This window comes from Paraburkholderia caledonica NBRC 102488 (assembly GCF_000685095.1).
GTDB classification, from domain to species: Bacteria; Pseudomonadota; Gammaproteobacteria; order Burkholderiales; family Burkholderiaceae; genus Paraburkholderia; species Paraburkholderia caledonica.
This window is the reverse complement of record NZ_BAYE01000002.1, coordinates 146,935-166,314: the sequence shown is the minus strand read 5'-3', so window position 1 is coordinate 166,314 and position 19,380 is coordinate 146,935. Positions and strand designations below refer to the sequence as shown.

General features: G+C 61.6%; 17 protein-coding genes. 9 read left to right on the top strand and 8 right to left on the bottom strand.

The window, feature by feature from the left end:
* Nucleotides 1-3: 3 nt before the first annotated feature.
* The 5 genes from BCA01S_RS04600 to BCA01S_RS04580 are packed head-to-tail and all read left to right on the top strand — an operon-like array spanning nucleotide 4 to nucleotide 4,454.
* On the top strand, nucleotides 4-933 hold the full coding sequence (locus tag BCA01S_RS04600) for a DUF58 domain-containing protein (protein ID WP_027775907.1): 930 nt from the start codon (nucleotides 4-6) through the stop codon (nucleotides 931-933).
* On the top strand, nucleotides 930-1,865 hold the full coding sequence (locus tag BCA01S_RS04595; protein ID WP_027775906.1) for a hypothetical protein: 936 nt from the start codon (nucleotides 930-932) through the stop codon (nucleotides 1,863-1,865). Before BCA01S_RS04600 ends, BCA01S_RS04595 begins: the two co-directional genes overlap by 4 nt.
* The gene (locus BCA01S_RS04590; RefSeq protein ID WP_027775905.1) at nucleotides 1,862-2,851 is read left to right on the top strand and encodes a vWA domain-containing protein; all 990 of its coding nucleotides are present in this window, start codon (nucleotides 1,862-1,864) and stop codon (nucleotides 2,849-2,851) included. The genes BCA01S_RS04595 and BCA01S_RS04590 overlap by 4 nt, the downstream gene beginning before the upstream one ends.
* Entirely contained in the window at nucleotides 2,848-3,417 is a 570-nt protein-coding gene (locus BCA01S_RS04585; RefSeq protein ID WP_027775904.1) for a hypothetical protein, read from the top strand. Before BCA01S_RS04590 ends, BCA01S_RS04585 begins: the two co-directional genes overlap by 4 nt.
* Nucleotides 3,414-4,454, top strand: a complete 1,041-nt coding sequence (locus BCA01S_RS04580; protein WP_425176097.1) for a vWA domain-containing protein — start codon at nucleotides 3,414-3,416, stop codon at nucleotides 4,452-4,454. The genes BCA01S_RS04585 and BCA01S_RS04580 overlap by 4 nt, the downstream gene beginning before the upstream one ends.
* A gap of 54 nt (nucleotides 4,455-4,508) precedes the next feature.
* Here BCA01S_RS04580 and BCA01S_RS04575 read toward each other — a convergent pair whose 3' ends face one another.
* Both BCA01S_RS04575 and BCA01S_RS04570 read right to left on the bottom strand, forming a co-directional pair.
* Nucleotides 4,509-5,453, bottom strand: coding sequence for an ATP adenylyltransferase family protein (locus BCA01S_RS04575; protein ID WP_084166756.1), 945 nt, complete (start codon nucleotides 5,451-5,453; stop codon nucleotides 4,509-4,511).
* Between the two features lie 80 nt (nucleotides 5,454-5,533).
* Complete coding sequence (locus BCA01S_RS04570) at nucleotides 5,534-6,355, bottom strand: LysR substrate-binding domain-containing protein (RefSeq protein ID WP_174447015.1); 822 nt, start codon at nucleotides 6,353-6,355, stop codon at nucleotides 5,534-5,536.
* 124 nt (nucleotides 6,356-6,479) lie between these two features.
* On the opposite strand from BCA01S_RS04570, the gene BCA01S_RS04565 reads away from it, so the two are divergent.
* A complete protein-coding gene (locus tag BCA01S_RS04565; protein WP_027775901.1) occupies nucleotides 6,480-7,331 on the top strand; it encodes an alpha/beta fold hydrolase in 852 nt (283 codons plus the stop codon).
* A gap of 56 nt (nucleotides 7,332-7,387) precedes the next feature.
* On the opposite strand, the gene BCA01S_RS04560 is transcribed toward BCA01S_RS04565, so the two are convergent.
* The 3 genes from BCA01S_RS04560 to BCA01S_RS04550 form a co-directional block, all read right to left on the bottom strand.
* Entirely contained in the window at nucleotides 7,388-8,611 is a 1,224-nt protein-coding gene (locus tag BCA01S_RS04560) for an acyltransferase family protein (RefSeq protein ID WP_027775900.1), read from the bottom strand.
* 107 nt (nucleotides 8,612-8,718) lie between these two features.
* Complete coding sequence (locus BCA01S_RS04555) at nucleotides 8,719-9,720, bottom strand: glycosyltransferase family 2 protein (RefSeq protein ID WP_027775899.1); 1,002 nt, start codon at nucleotides 9,718-9,720, stop codon at nucleotides 8,719-8,721.
* A gap of 261 nt (nucleotides 9,721-9,981) precedes the next feature.
* Complete coding sequence (locus BCA01S_RS04550; RefSeq protein ID WP_027775898.1) at nucleotides 9,982-10,998, bottom strand: ATP-grasp fold amidoligase family protein; 1,017 nt, start codon at nucleotides 10,996-10,998, stop codon at nucleotides 9,982-9,984.
* Nucleotides 10,999-11,395: 397 nt separating this feature from the next.
* On the opposite strand from BCA01S_RS04550, the gene BCA01S_RS04545 reads away from it, so the two are divergent.
* Nucleotides 11,396-12,085, top strand: a complete 690-nt coding sequence (locus BCA01S_RS04545) for a hydrolase (protein ID WP_020066304.1) — start codon at nucleotides 11,396-11,398, stop codon at nucleotides 12,083-12,085.
* Nucleotides 12,086-12,130: 45 nt separating this feature from the next.
* On the opposite strand, the gene BCA01S_RS04540 is transcribed toward BCA01S_RS04545, so the two are convergent.
* From BCA01S_RS04540 to BCA01S_RS04530, 3 genes are all read right to left on the bottom strand, one after another.
* Nucleotides 12,131-14,020: a feruloyl-CoA synthase gene (locus BCA01S_RS04540; protein ID WP_027775897.1), complete on the bottom strand. Its 1,890-nt coding sequence runs from the start codon at nucleotides 14,018-14,020 to the stop codon at nucleotides 12,131-12,133.
* A gap of 120 nt (nucleotides 14,021-14,140) precedes the next feature.
* Nucleotides 14,141-15,592: an aldehyde dehydrogenase gene (locus BCA01S_RS04535; protein WP_027775896.1), complete on the bottom strand. Its 1,452-nt coding sequence runs from the start codon at nucleotides 15,590-15,592 to the stop codon at nucleotides 14,141-14,143.
* Between the two features lie 80 nt (nucleotides 15,593-15,672).
* Complete coding sequence (locus tag BCA01S_RS04530) at nucleotides 15,673-16,509, bottom strand: p-hydroxycinnamoyl CoA hydratase/lyase (protein ID WP_027775895.1); 837 nt, start codon at nucleotides 16,507-16,509, stop codon at nucleotides 15,673-15,675.
* A gap of 424 nt (nucleotides 16,510-16,933) precedes the next feature.
* Between BCA01S_RS04530 and mhpT the strand changes: the two genes are divergently transcribed.
* Entirely contained in the window at nucleotides 16,934-18,175 is a 1,242-nt protein-coding gene (gene mhpT, locus BCA01S_RS04525) for a 3-(3-hydroxy-phenyl)propionate transporter MhpT (protein ID WP_027775894.1), read from the top strand.
* A 58-nt stretch (nucleotides 18,176-18,233) separates the two neighbouring features.
* Nucleotides 18,234-19,376 carry a porin gene (locus BCA01S_RS04520; RefSeq protein WP_027775893.1) on the top strand — a complete coding sequence of 381 codons (1,143 nt, stop codon included), beginning with the start codon at nucleotides 18,234-18,236 and terminating at the stop codon, nucleotides 19,374-19,376.
* Nucleotides 19,377-19,380: the final 4 nt, after the last annotated feature.

The following is a 19,380-nucleotide window of genomic DNA, read 5'->3' as shown; positions in this document are numbered from 1 at the left end:
ACCATGAAAGAAATCGCGGAATTTCATTACCGTTTGCCGATGCGCTCGTCGGGATTTCGGCCCGGCTCGCATCGCGGATCGAGTTTTGGTGCCGGCCAGGAATTCGCAATGCATGGCCGCCTGTTCGACTATCCGGATCCACGTCGCATCGATCTGCGGGCAAGCGTGCGCGCGGCCCGTTCGGAATGGCTCGTGAGAGTGCATTTGCAGCGCGCCGCGGTGCCCGTGCAGGTGCTTGTGGATGTATCAGCGTCGATGCGCTTCGGCACGCGCCGCAGCAAGTTGCAGGTGGCTGCGGATTTCGTCGAAGCACTGGGGTACAGCGCGTTTCGCGTCGGCGATCCGTTGGGGATGCTTGCGTTCGATAGCGGCGCGCGCGACGACCTCTTCATGCCGCCACGCTCCGGGCGCGGCATCGGCAACCTGCTCGCGGGGATGTTGCGCGAGAGCGCAGGTGTGGGCGCGGGCGAGGGCACGGGCGCGAGCTTCGCTGCGACAGCGGTCTCGGGCAAGGGCAGCGGCGGCGTCAACGGCAGCGGCAGCGTCGGCGCGTTGCAGCGCATTGCGTCGACGCTTGCGGGCCGTCAGGCGCTGGTCTTTCTCGTCTCCGATTTCCATTGGCCGCTTACAGCGTTGCCGGCGGTGCTCGATCTGCTGGTGCATGCGTACGTGGTGCCCATCGTCGTGTGGGATGCTGCCGAGATTGCGCCGCCCGCGGGCGGTCCGCTGCTTGCAGTGAGGGACGCCGAGTCCGGTGCGCGGCGCACGCTCTGGTTAAGCGCCGGCGCGCGTGAACGCTGGCACGAAGGCGTTGCACGGCGCCGCGCGGAACTCTCGCAGATGTTCGGCAAACGCGCGATGCAGCCGTTCTACATCGAAGGCGCGTTCGACCCGGAAGCGATGTCACGCTATTTTCTGGAGGCGGTCGCATGAGAGCAGATGGTTCGTCGCGCCGCCTCCGGTTCGCCCTCGTACTAGCTGTCTCGCTGATGCCGGCGATGATGCCGTCCACCGGCACTGCAGCGGCGAGCGGCGCGGCCTTCCAGCCGACGGTGCAGGAACCGCGTGCATTCGGCTATCTGCTCGGCGACGTCCTCACGCAACGCATTCTGCTCAAAGACGACGGCTACGATATCGGCGCCGTAACGCCGCCTTCGCTCGGTCGCACCGATGCGTGGCTCGAACGCCGGCGGGTTCGTGGCGAGACCGACGCCGACGGTCGCCGGTGGATGGCAATCGACTACCAGGTCGTCAACGTGCCGACGACACTCATGCAGGTTGCGTTGCCTGCGTTGTCGCTGACGACGTCGTCCGGCGCGACGCTCCAGGTTGGCGAATGGCCGCTCAGCATCGGTCCGGCAACGCCCGCGAATCCGTTCAACGTCGGCGACCTGCAAGCGCTGCGTCCAGACCGCCAGGCGCCTGCGGTGCCCACGGCGCCGCTTCGACGGCAGGCGGGCTTCGCGCTTGGCTTGCTCGTGCTGACCTTGTTGTCGTGGGCAGGCTGGTGGTTCTGGCGCAACGCGCGTGAGTCGGCGCGTCTGCCGTTTGCACGCGCCTGGCGGGAATTGCGGCACATGCAGCGAAAGCCACGAGCGAGCGAGTCGCCTGCGGACGCATCTGCGCAGGCATGGCTTTGCCTGCATCGCGCGGTGAACGAAACGGCGGGCCACGTAGTGCATGTGGGCGCGCTGTCGCATCTCTTCGTTCAAGCGCCCTATCTGCAACCGTTGCGGGCGCAACTGGAGCAGTTCTATCGGCAATCGGCCGAGCGCTTTTTCACGCCTGCGCCCAAGGGCGATGCCTATCCGTTGCGGACTCTGTGCGAGGCGCTGTATCGCGCGGAGCAGCGCCACCAGCGATGAACGATATGGCGCTCGACCTGGCTCACCCCTGGCTGCTTGCGCTGCTGCCGCTCATGTTGCTGCCGCTATTGCCTCGCCGCGCCGACACGCTCCCGTTCTCGTGGATCGCATGGCTGCCCGACGATCGCGCCGGGCGATGGATCGGCGCCGTCGCGCAGGGCAGTGCGGTGCTGGCGATGCTCGCGATCGTCGTCGGTCTGGCCGGTCCTGGGCGTTCGCCCCGGGAGGTGGTGCGCACGGGCAGCGGCGCGCAGATTCTGATTCTGATGGATCGCAGTGCCAGCATGGACGAGCCGATGAACAGCAAAGGTGTCGAGGTGAGCGCCGGCGAATCGAAGAACAGAGTGGCGCGCGCTTCGTTGACGCAGTTCGTCGCGCAAAGGCCGAATGACCGGCTCGCATTCATGATGTTCGGCACGAGCCCGCTGCTCGCAATGCCGTTCACCTACGACCATCGCGCGATCGACGCCGCTATCGCCGGTACTGCGGTGGGCCGCGGCATGCCCGATACGCAACTCGATCTCGGGCTGCTCACGGCAATCGGTGAGTTCAATCAGCAGCATTCGTCGAGCCGCCGCGCGATCGTGCTCGTCTCGGACGGCGGCGCGAAGCTCGACGCGCGCGAGCGGCAGTTGATCGAGGACGGCCTGCTGCGCAACCAGATTGCGCTTTACTTCATCTATCTGCGCAGCAGCGTTTACAGCCCCGATCTGAATGCGGCCGTACCTGCGAGCGAGTCTTCCGCCGAAGCTGAGTTGCACCGTTATTTCCTGTCGCTCAAGACACCTTATCGTTTGTTCCAGACCGGTAACGCAAAAGCAATGAGGGACGCGATGGCCGAGATCAACCGCCAGCAAAATGCGCTGACTACGTTTATCGAGCGTTTGCCGCGCGAGGACTTCAGTCCGTACTGCTTCGCCGTCGCGCTCGCAAGTTGCGTCCTGCTGATGGCGCTGCGGTTCTTTCAGGTTCGGGTGTGGTCGTGAAGCGCGCGTCGGTACATGTGATCTTCGGGGCCGTGGCGCTGTGCTGCGCGGCAGTAGCGGCTTACAACTGGATCGAATTGCAGAGGGCAGAGCAGGTAAATCGGACCGTTGCGGCGACCGTCGTTGCGACCAAAGCGGGGCCCAAAGATGCGAAGCGCAGCGTTGCCAGCACCGACGATGCACCCCAAGTCAGGCTCGCGCGCGCAGTGGCTTTGTCGAAAGACGGCGCTTACGATGCGGCGGGCCCACTCTTCGAGTCGCTGATTCGGGAGCAGCCCGAGGGCGAGGTCGGACGCGCGGCGCTGTTCGATCTCGGCAACCTGTACCTGCGGCAGGGCATCGGTCATAGCCCTTCCGGCGCGATCGAATCGCTTGCAATGGTCGAGGAAGCCAAGGCGCGCTACCGGAGCCTGCTACGCATTGCACCGGACGATTGGGATGCGCGCTACAACCTGGAACGGGCGTTGTGGCTCGCCCCCGAAACGCGTTCCGCGTCGGGCGCGCCGGACGTCAAGGAGCAGCACGACGTCAAGGTGCGCGATCCCGAGAGCAAGGATTTGCCGTGAGCCTCGGGGCACAAACACGTGGTTTCCTCGCAGGGCGTCATTGGGCGATGCCAGCCGCGCTCGTGCTGCTGATTCTCGCGCTCACCTTGCCGCCGGTGGCGTTGCCGCGCGACACATCGAGCTATGTCGTCACATTCGATATCACGCAGAGCATGTATGTCGAAGACGTCGTGCTGAACGGCGCGCCGGCGAGCCGGCTCGCGTTCGCGCGCGCCGCGATGCGCGATGCACTCGGTCAATTGCCGTGCGGCTCGAAGGTCGGCTGGAGTGCGTTCACCGGGCAGCGAAGTTTTCTGCTCGTGGCGCCGGTCGAAGTCTGCGGCAACTATGACGCGCTGCTGTCGTCGCTCGATCGGATCGACGGGCGCATGCGCTGGACAAACTACAGCCGTATTGCCGAAGGCGGTGTGTATTCGGCGGTTCGCGTGGCGCAGGAGATCGACGACAGCACGGCCGTCGTGTTCATGACTGATGGTCAGGAGGCGCCGCCGCTGCTGCCCTCCGATGCGCTCAAGCAGGACATCAATCCCGCTCACGTGAAGGGCTGGCTGATCGGCGTCGGCGGCGATCAACCAGCGCCTATTCCGCGCAGCGATGTCCACGGAAATCGCATCGGCTACTGGCAGGCGGATCAGGTGGTACAGGTCCCGCAGATGCACGCGTCCGCGACTCATGCCGCGAGTCGCGAGGAATTGTCGGCGTTGCAGGGGCACTATCTGTCGTCGGTGGCGGGGCAAGTCGGTTTCGGCTATGGGCGCCTCATCGACGCCGCGTCATTGCGCGACGCGCTGCTAGATGCACGGCTCGCTCACCGGGAAAGGGTGCCGACTGATTTGCGCTGGTGTCCCGCAGTGCTCGCGTTGCTGCTGCTCGTCTGGCGCTTCCTGCCGGATACTGCCGTTGTCTCCGCCTGGATGCGCGCCGGCGCGAGCCTTTTCCGTCCTGCGCGAGGCGCTCGCGCAGAGAGCCCACCGCTTGCTGGCAATGTGCGGACAGCGGCCACCCGAAGCGAGGAATCGATCACGACGTATCCATGAAAGATGCGCCGCATTCGTCACCGCTGATGGGTTACGGATACAGATGCCGACGCGTCAGATGGTCCCCGCGACTTGTTTCAGCATGCTCATCGGACCGCGCGTCCTGATGATGTCCATTTGTGTTTCGTTGCGCACGAAAAGCGATCCGGCGAATCCCAACGCGTTGATCGAAACGCCCTCGCTGTGTTCGGCGCGGCGAGGCACGAGCATCATCCATCGCGTAGCGACGAGCAGGTTATAAGGTGCCGATTGCAGCGGTTCACCGTCCACATCGACAGCGTGCAGTCCGGTCGCGGCGAGCAACGACATGTACCGCTCGAATGCACTGCGTGCCAGTTCCAGCGGATGCGATACAAGCGCCGGATCGAAGCCGACAAAAGCATGCGCAAAGCCGAGTCCCGGCACTGTGCCGACGGAGCCGTCCATGCATGCCGACGCCAGCAGCGGTTCTATCGGCAGTTGTGGCGTAATGTCGTCGAGCGGCAAGGGCGCGATCTGTAAATGCTTATGAGGCTGACTTGCGCCGGCTTCGGGGCCGCCGTTGTAAAAGCCGAGACTGTCGAACTGCGTCATGCAAGTGAAGAGCGCGCAGAAGTCCGCAAGATTCAACAGGGCTTGCTGTAGCTCGAAGCGACGCGTAACGATCAGCACATGGTGATCGATAACGTTGAATTTATTGAGCAGGACGAGATGCGTATCGGAAAGGTCTGCGACGAACAGATCCGGGTCGTAGGGCAGGAAAGGGTTGGACGCGCGAGAGCTGGTCGACCCGGCTTTGCGCTGCTGCTCGTCCTTTTCTTTGCGGGCGAGGCTGGAGATTTGCCGGACCACAAAACGCATGCCGCCGTCATCGATGGTAGTGCGGGTCGTTTGTATCGGAAGCAGCGCGCCGCAATCGAGCGCATGCGCGGTTTGGCGGACGATGGCCGGCCATAACGCGCCGGCTGGATCGGGAGGGGACGTGTTCATCGAAAGAGGCAAGCCCTGTTTGGACGACATGCAGCTTCCTTTATACACTCGGCCGACCTGCCTCGCGCGGAGAAGGTGCCGCCTGTCACCGTTCCGTTCTTGGCGGCGAGCTAGCGCCTCAGTTCCGCAATGATCTTCTCCGCGAGAAAATCGCACGGCGGCCGTTTCGATGCCGTGCTTCGCGCGAGCACGACTTCGAGCGCCGCGATTTCGGGCAGTCCCTGCGCATGACCGAGCAGCGCGAAATGCGCGGGTACGGCGCATTGTGCGAGCGGAACGATCGCGAGGCCGGCTTCGGCCATCGACACGAGGCCCATCAGACTCGGACTTTCATACGAGGTCCGGTAGCTGATCTTCGCGTGTTCGAGGCTGCGGATCGCATTCTCACGCGCGACGCTGCCGGGCAAAAACACGGCTATCGGCAACGGCCTTTCGCGCCAGATATCGTGTGCGCTCGGCGACGCCGCCCAGACCATCGGCTCGAGCCGCAAAAACTCGCCCGACAATCCTTTGACCCGCGTCGCGCACACGAGATCGACGGAACCGTCCTTCACCATGGGCGCGAGCGCGACGCTTGGCAGGCCGACCACCCGGATTTCGACCTTCGGATAAGTTGCGGAGAATTTTTTGAGGATTGGCGGCAGTAGGGAGGACGCGTAATCGTCCGGCACGCCGATACTTACGCGGCCGGTGACGTCGGGCCGAACCACGGCGGCCCAGGCTTCGTCGCGCAGCGCCAGCATGCGCCGCGCGTAAGCAAGCAGCACTTCGCCGTCCTGTGTCGGTATGACGTTCCTCGGCTTGCGCACGAAAAGCGGCTTGCCGAGCGCGGTTTCGAGCGTCTTGATCTGCATGCTCACCGCCGATTGCGAGCGGTGCACGACTTCCGCCGCGCGGCTGATATTGCCGGTGTCCGCGACGGCGACAATCATCGTCATCACATCGAGATCGAGTGCTTTCAAGGTCTGGTATCAGAAAATCAAATAGATTCCATCAATATTACGCGATTTTCTTAAATGTTGACGTGCGGCATAGTGCAGCCAAAGGAGCCAGTGTATGAACGCCCGAACCGATTTCTCCCTGCTTGCCGCGCCCGAACTCTCGTTTGCGACCATCGCATCGGGCATTAGCGTGCCGTATGTCGAGTGCGGAACGGGAGAGCCGCTCGTTTTCGTGCATGGCTCGCTGTGCGACTACCGCTACTGGAGTGCGCAGACAGCCGCGCTGTCCGGGCATTTCCGCTGCATCTCGGTGAGCTTGAGCCACTACTGGCCCGCAGCCTACGCGTGCATTCAGGGCGAGTTCGGCTGGCAGACGCATGTTGCCGAACTGGCCGAATTCATCGAGGCGCTCGGCATCGCGCCTGTGCATCTGGTCGGCCACTCGCGCGGCGGTTGCGTCGCGTTCAACCTGGCGCGCGAGTACCCGCGACTCGTGAAGACGCTTACGCTTGCGGACCCAGGCGGTCCGTTACAGATAGACGGCATGCCCGACGCGTCGCTGCCGACCGCGACGAACGCGCTGCGCGCACGCGTTGTGGACTTGATAGAAGCAGGCGAGATCGACGCGGGTCTTGAACTGTTCGTGGACTCGGTCAGCGCGCCGGGCTCATGGCGCAAGAGTTCTGCCGCCTTTCGCACGATGGCCACGGATAATGCGGCCACGTTGCCGAAACAGCTGCGCGATCCGCTGCCCGCATATTCACGCGACGCGGCGCGCGGTGTGAAATGCAGGACGCTGTTGATCGAAGGGCAACGCAGCCCTCGCATGTTCCGCAACAACGTCGAAAAACTCGCGGACTGGATCGACTACGCGGACAAGCAGACCATTGCGGGCGCGTCGCACGGAATGAATGTATCGAACGCCGGAGCTTTCAATCGGCTCGTGCATTCGTTTGCGAGCTTTTGAAGGTGCTTCTAAATCCGGCCGCCTTGCGCTGAAACGCCTCGCGGCGGCGTCAATCCTCAAACACTTCCCGGCTCTGCTGCCGGAACCCTCGTCCTCACTTTGAGGAACCGGCCGCGAATCCAGTCCCTCAACGGAGCGACCAGCCGCTCCTGGAAATACACGGCCGCAATCACCGTCCCGATCAGATACAGCGGATAAGTCGCCATACTGGGTATGACTTCTTTCGAAGCCGCGACGCATTCGGAAAAGTGCGAAGCGCACCATAGCGGCGATTTGCCGATAGACAGCAGTTTCAACACCTTCATCATGACGAGGAAGACCGGCACATGAATCGCAAAGAGCGAGAGTGCCGAGTTCCCTAAACGAGTCGATAGCGCCGCGAATCGGGAAGGAACCGAAAGGCCGGCGAATACGGCGACGAGCAACAACTCTGCAGGCATCAATGCGCCGTTATGAACGAGATAACGTGTATTGATGGATCCATGCGACTCGAGCCACGCCGCCGCTGCGAACGAGCCTGCGAACACCAGCAACGCTGCGGCGAGCTTCATGCCGCTGCGGTGAATGGCGGTCAGATGTCCCTCGCGAAACAGTCCATACAGGACGATACCGACCAGAAATTCGGGTAGTCGCAGCACCGGGTTGCGGGTGACTATGCCGACCGCGGCGGGACCGTACCAGTGCATCAGCGTCGCAAGTACAGGCGGGACGAGGTAAAGCACCCACAAAATCAGTAACAGCCGGTGTTTGTTTCGGGCTTTGAGAAGCCGCGGCGCGAAAAACGGAAACGCGAGATAGAAGAAAAACAATGTCGCCAGCGACCATGATGGCGGATTGACCGACCCGTATAGCGGATTCCACACCTGCAGCAAGAACAGGTTCAGCACAAAATTTATAGCGGTGTCGGTGGGGCCGAGCGTAATGTAGTGCTCTGCGTCGTCGAGCGACATGATCGCGAACTGCTGGTATCCGCGCGTGCCTGCCGCCGAGACGAGAAGCACCAGTACAAGCGCAATGAGATGCACGGGATAAAGATTGGAAAGGCGCTTCACGAAGAACTCGCGCGTGCCGCCTCGCAACTCAGTGCTCCGCCCGAAATAGACGTGGGCGAGAATGAAGCCCGACAGAATGAAGAATGAACTCGTGGCGAACCCACCCAGGTTGGCCAACTCAACGAACGGAAGCGTCACGTATTGCGGATACTGATGTATCGAATGAAACACCATCAGATACACGGCCAGTGCGAAACGCAGTACATCCAGGCCAACGAACTTGTTCATCATCACTTCCATGCAAATTGTTGCGGTGGCATCAGGTGCAACGCGCCGGGCACGCTTTTTAAAGGTTGAAACGAACCGCAAACAATAATTGAACTTGTTTCGGAAGACTAAAGGCGACGCCGGGCAAGGGGATTCGCAATGTAACGAACGGCGAAATCCGAGAGCGCCGAGAAAGGCAGCAAACAGAGACTGGACAACGCGAGCGTGCCAATCTTTTTCTTGTAGCTCCAGAACGGGTTTCCCACGATAGAGCGGAAGTAACTATGCGACTGGCGGCTGACCCATCGCCAGCGTTTCGTGAACGGCGCCTGATAAACGGCAGAGCAGAAATGGGCCTTCTCAAGCGAGAAGTCATAAAACGACAGCGGAAGTTCGATCCCCAGGCGCGCGCGCGCCATTTGCCGCAGGATGGCCCAGCGTTTGGTCAGCGCCTTGGGCGCTTTGTCGTTGCTTTCGGAGTTTGCGAAATCGATCCCCGAGTTTTCGGTGCGGTGCACGCGGTAAGCACCGAGCGATTCTGGAATCGTTGCGACGGCTCCTAACAAGGCGACGCCGTAGATCGCATAGAAGTCCGCTCCGTAACGATTGATATCAGCCTCCGGAACGGGAAATATCTTCTTTAATGCGCTTGTGCGGTAAGCGTTGCCCGATGCAGGCGGCGATGGATACAGCCAGCCTTGGCGCAAAGGGCTGCCGCAGTCGCTGGGAGCCGCGGAGTGCGGTACATATGTGCCCGACGGATTGCCTGCGGGATCGATTACGTCGAGCCGGAACTGGACCTTGACGAAGTTGCCGCGATCGAACACGCGCATCACTTTCGACACCGCTTGAGAATACAGCAGGTCGTCGGAATCGAGCAGAATCACAAATTCCGTCTCTATTATGTTCACCGCATCGTTATAGGCGGATACCTGGCCGCCATTCTGCTTGTAAAGCGCTTTCACGCGGCCGCCGTAACTTTCTATGATTTCGCGCGAACCGTCGGTTGATCCGTCGTCGATTACGAGTACCTGAGTGGCCGGATAATCCTGTTCGAGGGCTGAGTCGATGGCCTTGGCGAGAAAGCGGCCATAGTTGTAATTGCAGATGACGATTGTCACGTTTTGCATATTTATTCACCACCTGTCATAAACCGGGAGCGCAGCGTACCGGCGACTACCGCCCGCCTTGGGTTCCGCTCGCGTTTACCTCTGGATCCAGCACGAATCAATTTACCTTTCCGTTCGTTGCCCCGCCAATGGGCGGTAGTGCGATATGTGCGGTCGATAACACAACTGGACGCGGCTCGCGTGAGCTTCGGTAAAGCGGGGAACATGCCCTCATGCGGCCCGCGTCACGTGACAAAAGTTGCCGAAACAAACCGGCAAACGTTACGCCGGTTGCGTCGACGGGATCGGTAAAGGTGGCCTCGCTGAAAGGAACGCGTCGGGCACGAGTTTTCCCCACTCGTAGTCGACCTTGTCAGGCGTGAATGGCAGTACGCCCGCGCCGGGCGTAAACGTCAATTCGCCGAAGTAAATCCGGTTATCCGGCGCGTACAGGTCCACGCGAACATAGTCGAAATCGCTGCATAGCTTGGTGGCGGCGTTCAGAATGGCTTCGAGGTTCTCCGGGCGAGGCGACGGCTCTGCACTGGGTTTGTAGGCGCCAATCGCCATGTCCAGATGGTTCCAGTTCGCGTCGTATATGTCGCCACGCGTGTTCGAGCCGAACCGGTCCGAGATCACCAGAATGTAAATGGTAGGCCTTCCACTTCGGCCGCCGAAGCAGTGCAGTTTGTAGTCGGCGGGAATCTGGCCGCTCTTGTCGAGCAACAGGTGTTCGAAGAAAACGCGTGGCTCGATCTGGCGATAGTGTTTCTCGCGCGCGATCTTGTAGAAGTCGAGTGTCAACCAGTGATCGGCAAGCTCTCGCAGTTCTTCGAAAGAGCGTGTGGACTTGTCTCTCACCACTTCTACGTAGCTGCTGCCGTGATTGGCTTTCATCACGAACGAGTCCGGCAGCGCATCGAATACTTCTTTCGAAAAGGTGTCCGGCGCTGCGAGCAGCGGAATCACGTGCTCCTCGCCCAGCATTCTCGCTACATATTTTCTAACCGTAAGCTTGTCGGTCAACTCCGCGAACCACGGATCGGGCCGCAGGCTTTTGCGCAAGATCTTCTCATTGAAGGTAGTAGGGCGCAGCAGGCTCGGATAGCGGCCAATTTCCTTGTGATGCAGCAAGCTCAAGAACAGTGGCGCCGGCAATAGTGACTTGGCCGCTTCTTTTATGCTGCGAACTGTCGATTGGCGGCGCAGTGGGGCGGTACTTGTGGACGATGGCGCTTTTTGTTGAGGCGCAGAGGGGCCGGATTCACCCGGAAACTGGACTGAATTGGTCGTCGTCATTTTTCGAATTCCCGTAAGTTATTCGCGCTACATCAGGGGCTCGGCCAGGCCTGCCGATGTATCACGATGCGAGGTTAACGTACGGAAGTCGCGCGAATTGACAGCGTCGCTAAACGAAGGTGTTTTGTCCCAATCCCATGAAGGCGGCCGATTGTGCGCGGAGATGTTTCCAAACCGAAAGGATGTGGCTGCACGTTACTCCGCGCCTTGCGGTGTGCTGGTCCTTAAGGATGAAACCTTTCGGTTTGTTATTTTTAAGAACGATTAAGGACTTGGACAAGGACTCGCCGCAAGGCCGCCGATAGACTGCATTCCAGTTTTTCCTCGCTTGTGAAGCGAGTGCGGCATGTTTTCCCTGTTCAGCAAACCCTTATCGACACTTAGGACGTACAAAGCCATGGCTAATCCGAAACTGCAAGTCCTCACGCCTGCGAACTCGCAGATCATCTTTATCGATCACCAGCCGCAAATGGCTTTCGGCGTCCAGTCGATCGACCGGCAGGTGCTGAAGAACAACGTTGTTGGCCTTGCCAAGGCCGCACGCGTGTTCAACATTCCCACGACCATCACGACGGTGGAATCGGAAAGCTTCTCCGGCTATACGTATCCGGAGTTGCTGGACGTGTTCCCCGGTCACAAAGTGCTGGAACGCACGTCGATGAATTCGTGGGACGACCAGAAGGTTCGCGACTCGCTCGCCGCCAACGGCCGCAAGAAAGTGGTGGTGGCGGGTCTGTGGACCGAGGTCTGCAACAACACCTTCTCGCTGTGCGCAATGGACGAAGGCGACTACGAGATTTACATGGTGGCTGACGCGTCGGGCGGCACCTCCAAGGAAGCGCATGAATATTCGATGCAGCGCATGATCCAGGCCGGCGTTGTTCCGGTGACGTGGCAACAGGTGCTGCTCGAATGGCAACGCGACTGGGCTCACAAAGAGACGTACGACGCAGTCATGGGCATCGTCAAGGAACATTCCGGCGCGTACGGCATGGGTGTCGACTACGCGTACACGATGGTCCACAAGTCGGCGCAGCGCGCGGCCGGAACGCACGAAGTTCTAGCGCCCGTGCCTGCACGCAAGTAAGCGCTCAGGCAGCACGCTGCGGCCGGCGCGTCGCATTGCCCGGCTTCAGGTCCGGACATGCGGCGCGTAAATCACGGCCGCATCCCGCTTGATCGGGTCATGCAGCGCTCGCACGAGTTCAGCGCGATGCGTGAGCACGGCGCGCTGATTGATCGAGCCTTTGTCGGTTATTTCACCGAGATCGAGCGACGGCGCGACGTCGAGCAGACGCATCCGTGCGATCGTGGTCGCGCCGCCTGTCGACTCGCGATTGAGCCGATCGAGCAATTCGACAAAGAGCTGCCGCACGGCGGGCGCACTCACGACTTCGGACGCGCTCGCCGACGAAGGCAGTTGCGCGAGCCGCCGGCAGTCGTCGAGTCGCGGGAACACGAGTAAGCCCACGTCGTCGCAATTCAGCCCGGAGACGACCACGTCCTGCACATACGGCGCGCCCGCCGAAATAACACGCGCGCGCATCGGACCGACGCTGACAAAGGTGCCGGAGCTGAGCTTGAAGTCTTCGGCAATGCGGCCGTCGAACATCAAACCCAGTTCGGGCTGTTGCGGGTCGACGAATTTCAGTGCGTCGCCACTGCAGTAATAGCCATCGTCGTCGAATGATTTACCAGTGGCAGCACCGTCCATTCGCCAATAGCCGCGCATGACGTGTGGACCGCGAAAGCGCGCCTCCAGCTTGTCCCCGATGGGCACGAGCTTCACTTCGCAGCCCGGCGCGGGTACGCCCACATAACCGGCGGCTGTCGCGGGCAGCGTCGTAAAGAGGCACGACGGTGAAGTCTCCGTCATGCCGAGACCCGCCATGATGCGGATACGCTCGCCGCAAAAGCGCTCCGTAACGTGTTGCAGCCGATCCCACGCGGCTTGCGAGAGTCCCGCTCCCGCAAAGAAATACACCTTCACACGTGAGAAAAATGTCTCGCGCAGCTTGGCGTCGGTTTCAAGCGCGCTCGTCAGTTCTTCCCAGCCCTTGGGCACATTGAAGTAGATCGTCGGAGCGATCTCGCGAAGATTGCGCAGCGTTTCTTCGAACTTCTTGCCGACCGGCTTGCCGTCGTCGATATAAAGCGTGCCGCCGTTATAGAGCGCGATGCCCGCGTTGTGACTGCCGCCGAACGTGTGATTCCACGGCAACCAGTCGACGAGTACCGGCGGCTCGTCGGCGAACTCCGGAAACGTTTCGCGCAGCATCTGCTGGTTGCTGCATAGCATGCGATGCGTCGTCGGAACGGCCTTCGGCAGCGTCGTCGAGCCTGACGTGAAGAGAAATTTGGCTATGCTGTCCGGGTCGATCGCTTCGTGCGCGGCATCGACCGTAGTGGGCGTGGTGTCGAGCAGCGCCGACAACGTCGTGACGGGGCGGGCACAGGAGCCCGTGGATGCCACGACTTCGACATCGGCCGCAACGGTTGCGTCGATTGCAGCGGCAAATGCAGAGGCATCGGTTGCGAAGACGAGACCGGGCGTGAGCAGATCAAGCGTATGCCTCAGCTTGCCAAAATCGCTGGAAACGAGGGAGTACGCCGGCGAAATGGGCGCGTACGGTACGCCGGCCCACATTGCGCCGAGCGCGATCATCATGTGTTCGAGATCGTTGCCGGAGAGGATCGCGACGGGCCGCTCGGCCGACAGGTTGCGCTCGAGCAGCGCCTGGCCGATGGCACGCGCACGTTGCAGCATTTGCGCGTAGCTGATGCCTTGCCATTCCCCGTTCGCGCCGCGGCGCGCGACGAGCCAGCGGTCCGGATGCGCGCGCGCGCCGCTCGCGAGCCGGTCGGTCAGGCGCTGCGGATAGTTGCCGGGCATCGCGGCAGACTCCATGTACCACACGTCGCCGTCACGGCGAACGCGTGCGGGCGCCGAACCGATCCGCACTTCGCGATAGCGCACGGGCGTTTCTCTATCGACACTGGATTGCGTCGGCTGCAAATTCACTTATTGTCTCCTTCCCGCCGTCTCCGTCTGCTGCGAAGCATGCGGGATTCGAATGATGCCGCTGAACGGCATGCGTGTCAGATCTGGGTGTTTCCGATCGAAGCGTTCTGATCGGGCGGCCTAGATCGGATAGTGACGCGGACCCGTCTGGATCGTAATCCAACGCAGGTCCGTGAACTCGGCGATCGACGCCTTACTGCCGAAACGGCCGTAGCCGCTTCCCTTCACGCCTCCGAACGGCATCTGCGCTTCATCGTGAACGGTCGGTCCATTGATGTGGCATATGCCCGACTCCACACGTTTTGCGACGCTCATCGCGCGTGCGATATCGCGGCTGAAGACAGCGGCGGACAGGCCGAACTCGCTATCGTTCGCCACTTTCACGGCTTCGTCGTCGGTGTCGACGCGCAGCACGGTGACCACCGGCGCAAACGATTCTTCGGCGTAGAGCTTCATGGCCGGGAGGACGCCGTCGACGATGGTCGGCTGCATGATTGCGCCAGTCAGCGTGCCGCCGCCGAGTATTTTCGCGCCGTGTTCGCGTGCGTCCTGCACGAGCGCCGTTGCGCGTTGCGCGGCTTGTGCGCTGACCATCGCGCCGAGCTTGGCGTCCTTCGCGGTGGGTGCGCCGGCAACCAGCGTGCGCGCTTTCTCAGCGAGCTTGTCGACGAGCGCATCGGCCACGCTGCGATGCGCGATCACGCGTTCCGTCGACATGCAGATCTGCCCTTGATTGAAGAAGGCGCCGAACGCAATGGCGTCCACGGCCGCGTCGAGATCCGCGTCTTCGAGCACGAGGACGGGCGCTTTGCCGCCGAGTTCGAGCAGTGCGGGCTTGAGATGCCTGGCCGCGTGCATCGCGATGATGCGGCCCACGTGGGTCGATCCCGTGAAGTTCACGCGACGCACGGCAGGGTGCGCGATCAGCCGTTCGACGATGGCAGGCGCGTCGTTTGGCGCGTTCGTCACCACGTTGATGACGCCGTCGCCGAGTCCCGCATCATGCAGCACGCTGCCGATCATTCTGTGCACGGCCGGACACGCTTCCGATGCCTTCAGCACGACGGTGTTACCGCACGCGAGCGGCATCGCGACAGCGCGCGTGCCGAGAATCACCGGCGCATTCCACGGCGCGATGCCGAGCACGACGCCGCACGGCTGGCGCACCGCGAGAGCAATGTTGTCGGGCGTGTCGGTCGGAATCACGCTGCCGTCGATCTGCGTAGTCATGGCCGCCGCTTCGCGCAACATGTTGGCTGCGAGATGCACGTTGAAGCCGTACCAGTTGGCCATCGCGCCGGTTTCCGCCATGCCGCATTCGATGAACGCGCCCGCTCTCGCGTCCATGATGTCGGCGGCTTTCAGCAGACGCGCACGGCGTTCTGTCGGCCGTAGCGCGGACCACGCGGGAAACGCGGCGGCGGCGGCTTCGACAGCGGCGTCCGCATCGGCGAGCGTGGCAGCAGGCGCACGCGAAGCCACGCCGCCGGTAACCGGATCAATCCGCTCGAAGGTGGCGCCACCCGACGCCGGACAGTCCTTGCCCCCGATCAACATACTTACTTGGTTCACGATGGCTGTCTCCTTTGCATGCTTTTTCCCGTGCTGCGCGCTGGTGCGGGCAGGCTACGGGATCAATGTTTACCTGTTCGTCACTCAGTGCGCTTGTACGTCTGAAGGCCAGGCTTGATCGATTTCTGATCGAGGAATTGCCGCAAGCCTTCTTCCCGTCCTTTCTCGGGATCGCGCAATTGCGCCTGGTCGAGCTTCGCATACAGATAGTCTTCGTTCTGCTCCCAGGTCAGTTCGCGCGAGCGTTTGAAACCATGCTTGGCGGCGCGCAGAACGACAGGGTTTTTCTCCAGCAGCTTCGCGGCCAACGCGACCGTTTTCGCACGCAGTTGTTCGAGCGGCACGCTGCTGTTGACGAGTCCCATTGCAGCGGCTTCTTTCCCGTCGAACGTGTCGCCCGTCATGATGTAGTACAGCGCCTGACGATGTCCGACCGTATCCGCCATTGCCTTGCTGACCAGATTGCCAGGCGGAATGCCCCAGTTGATTTCAGAGAGGCCGAACACGGCTTCGTCGGCCGCGATAGCCAGGTCGCATGCGACAAGCGGTGAAAAGCCGCCGCCGAAACACCAGCCGTTGACCATGGCAATAGTCGGCTTCGAGTACATGCGAAGCAGTTTCCATTGCCATTGGCATGCGTCGCGGCGAATCTTTTCTTGCAGGATTTCCGGACCGGCATCGACTTCGCGGAAGTACTCCTTCAAGTCCATGCCCGCCGTCCATGCGTCGCCGGCGCCTGTCAGCACCAGTACCTTTGCGTCTGCGTCCAGTTCCAGCGTCTCCAGTACCTGGATCATTTCGCTGTTGAGCGTGGGACTCATTGCATTGCGTTTCTCGGGGCGATTGAACGTCACCCATGCGATGCTTTCCTGGACCTTCACGTCCACCGTTTTCCAGCGACCCTCATAACTTGTCATTTCGTAGCTCCAGCGCGCCTGTGCGCGTATCGATGTTTGTGGTGATGTGCGAGCACCCGATAGCGTTTGCGTCAAAGCTTCAATGCACACGCCGTATCAGGTAGCCTGATACAAGTCTATTATCAAGCAGCTTTGGACACAATCGCCACGTGATCGGTGAAAACCCTTGCGTTGGATGCACCTGGGGTATTCACCAAAGACGCGTACCTTGTTTTGTCAGGTCGCCTGATATTTAATATGCTCCATCGCAACTGACCGTGGCGCGTTCTCGTGAACGCGCTTTTGTTCACCCATGATGTCAGGCAGCCTGATATTTGGAGGCGATAAGGATGCACCGGCGGCCATCGACACAATAAACAGCAATCAACTTGCAGTGACCGGAACAAGACGCGAAAGCGTCGGCTCCGGCCGACAGGAGACAGACATGAAATCCACCAGAACAGCACTGCCGGCAGACGGCATGGCGCAAGCCACCGCGCGAACGGGCGCCGCCGTCACGTTGAGTCTTTGTTTTGCGGTTGCGTTGCTCGAAGGGCTCGACCTTCAATCGGTGGGCGTCGCGGCGCCGCGCATGGCGCGCGAGTTCGGCCTCAGCGTCGCGCAAATGGGGCTTGCGTTCAGCGCGGGCACCTTCGGGCTATTGCCGGGCGCGATGTTGGGCGGAAGGCTCGCCGACCGGATCGGACGCAAGCGGATACTAATTCTGTCCGCGTGTCTGTTTGGTCTGCTGTCCATCGCGACTGCGTTCGTCAGCAGCTTCGGCATGCTTGTCTTTGTCCGCGTGCTGACGGGTATCGGGCTGGGCGGCGCTTTGCCGAACCTGATCGCGCTATCGTCGGAGGCGGTCTCGCCGAAGTCGCGCAATACCGCCGTTAGCGTGATGTATTGCGGTATTCCTTTCGGCGGAGTGATCGCCTCGATTGTCGGCATTGTCAGCATCGGCGATACGCAATGGCGACACATCTTCTATGTGGGCGGCGCGGGGCCACTCATTCTGGTGCCGCTTCTGCTCGCATTCCTGCCGGAGTCGTCCGCGTTTCGCCGCGCGTCACACGGCATGAACACGAAGCCAGCGCCCGTCGGCGAAGTGCTGTTCGGCGGGAGCCGGGGGCTCTCCACGCTGGAAATCTGGATCAGCTACTTTTGCACGCTGATCGTTCTGTACTTCCTGCTGAACTGGTTGCCCTCGTTGATGGCGGCACGCGGACTCGCGCGCGCGGAAGTCGGTTATGTGCAGATCTTCTTCAACATCGGCGGCGGCCTGGGCGCGCTTTTCATCGGCATGTTGATGGACCGTTTGCGCGGCGGTGTGGTGGTGTCAGGCATGTACATGGGCATTATCGCGTCGCTCGCGGCGTTGTCGATCGCGCCGGGTTTCGCGGCGCTGACGGTATCCGCGTTCTTCGCCGGGATGTTCGTGATCGGCGGCCAATCAGTGCTGTATGCGCTCTCCGCTGCGTTCTATCCGACAGCGATGCGAGGCACGGGTGTCGGTGCAGCGGTCGCGGTGGGTCGGGTCGGTTCGGTGGTCGGGCCGCTTGCGGCCGGCCAGTTGCTGGCCATGGGCCGCAGTTCGTCGACGGTGATCGGCGCGAGCATTCCGGTCACGCTGATTGCCGCGGCGGCGGCTCTGATGCTGATCCGCCGTCCGCGCGCTAACGACTGATCAGACATCCTTATCAAATAAACCGAAAAAGAGAACACAACGTTTGGAGACGACAACGATGCAAACAGTCACGACCCGCCTTTTTATATCCGGTGCCCTGTGCGCGCTGAGTACGACCGCGCTCGCGCAGTCGAGCGTCACGCTGTACGGGATCATCGATACCGGTGTGGAATACGTATCGCATGCGAACGCCGCAGGCGGCCATGTGTTTCGCATGCCGGCAGTAACGGGCGAGTTGCCTTCGCGTTGGGGCCTGCGTGGTGCCGAGGATCTCGGCGGCGGCTATAGCGCCGTCTTCACACTGGAAAGCGGGTTCAACGTTCGCGACGGCAGTTCCGGCCAGGGTGGACGCCTGTTTGGACGGCAGGCATTCGTCGGCCTCAAGGGTCCATACGGGACCATGGCATTCGGCCGGCAATACACGATGACGTATCTGGCGCTGCAAGGCGCCGACATCATCGGCCCGGACATCTACGGCATGGGTTCGCTCGACGCGTATGTGCCCAACGCGCGTGCCGATAATTCGGTGACGTACATGGGCACGTACAAGGGATTCACGCTCGGCGCCGGGTATTCGTTCGGCCGCGATTCGGCCGGCACCGGCAACTCGCCAGGGCAGGGCACCTGCGCAGGTTCGGTAGCGGGCCATCCGACCGAATGTCGCGACTGGTCGGTAATGCTCAAATACGACGCGCCGAACTTCGGCGTCGCAGCTTCATATGAAGAGGAACGCGGCGGCACAAACGCGCAAGCGAACTTCTTCGACGGCGTCGCTCCCACGCCGCTTGGCAACGCCGCTGACAAGGACGCCCGCACGCATGTGAGCGCCTATGCGCAGTACGCGGGCGCGAGGCTCGGCGCGGGCTGGCTTGGCCGGCGCGTCGTGACGGACTCGCCGGCGGTGCCGAACGTGCGCTCGGATCTGTTCTTCGTCGGCGCGTCGTACTTCGTGACGCCTGCGTTTCTGGTCGACGGAGAAGTGTTCCGCATCGTCAATAGTGTGCACGACTCCCGCGCGACGATGGGCGCGCTGCGCACCACGTATCTGTTGAGCAAGCGCTCGTCCGTGTATGCGCAGGCAGCCTATCTGGCCAACAGTGCGAAGGCGCGCTATTCGGTGAGCGGCGGCGGTGGCGGCACGACGCCCGCCGCCGGCATCGGTCAGACAGGTGTGATGGTCGGTATCAAGCACGCGTTCTAGGAGA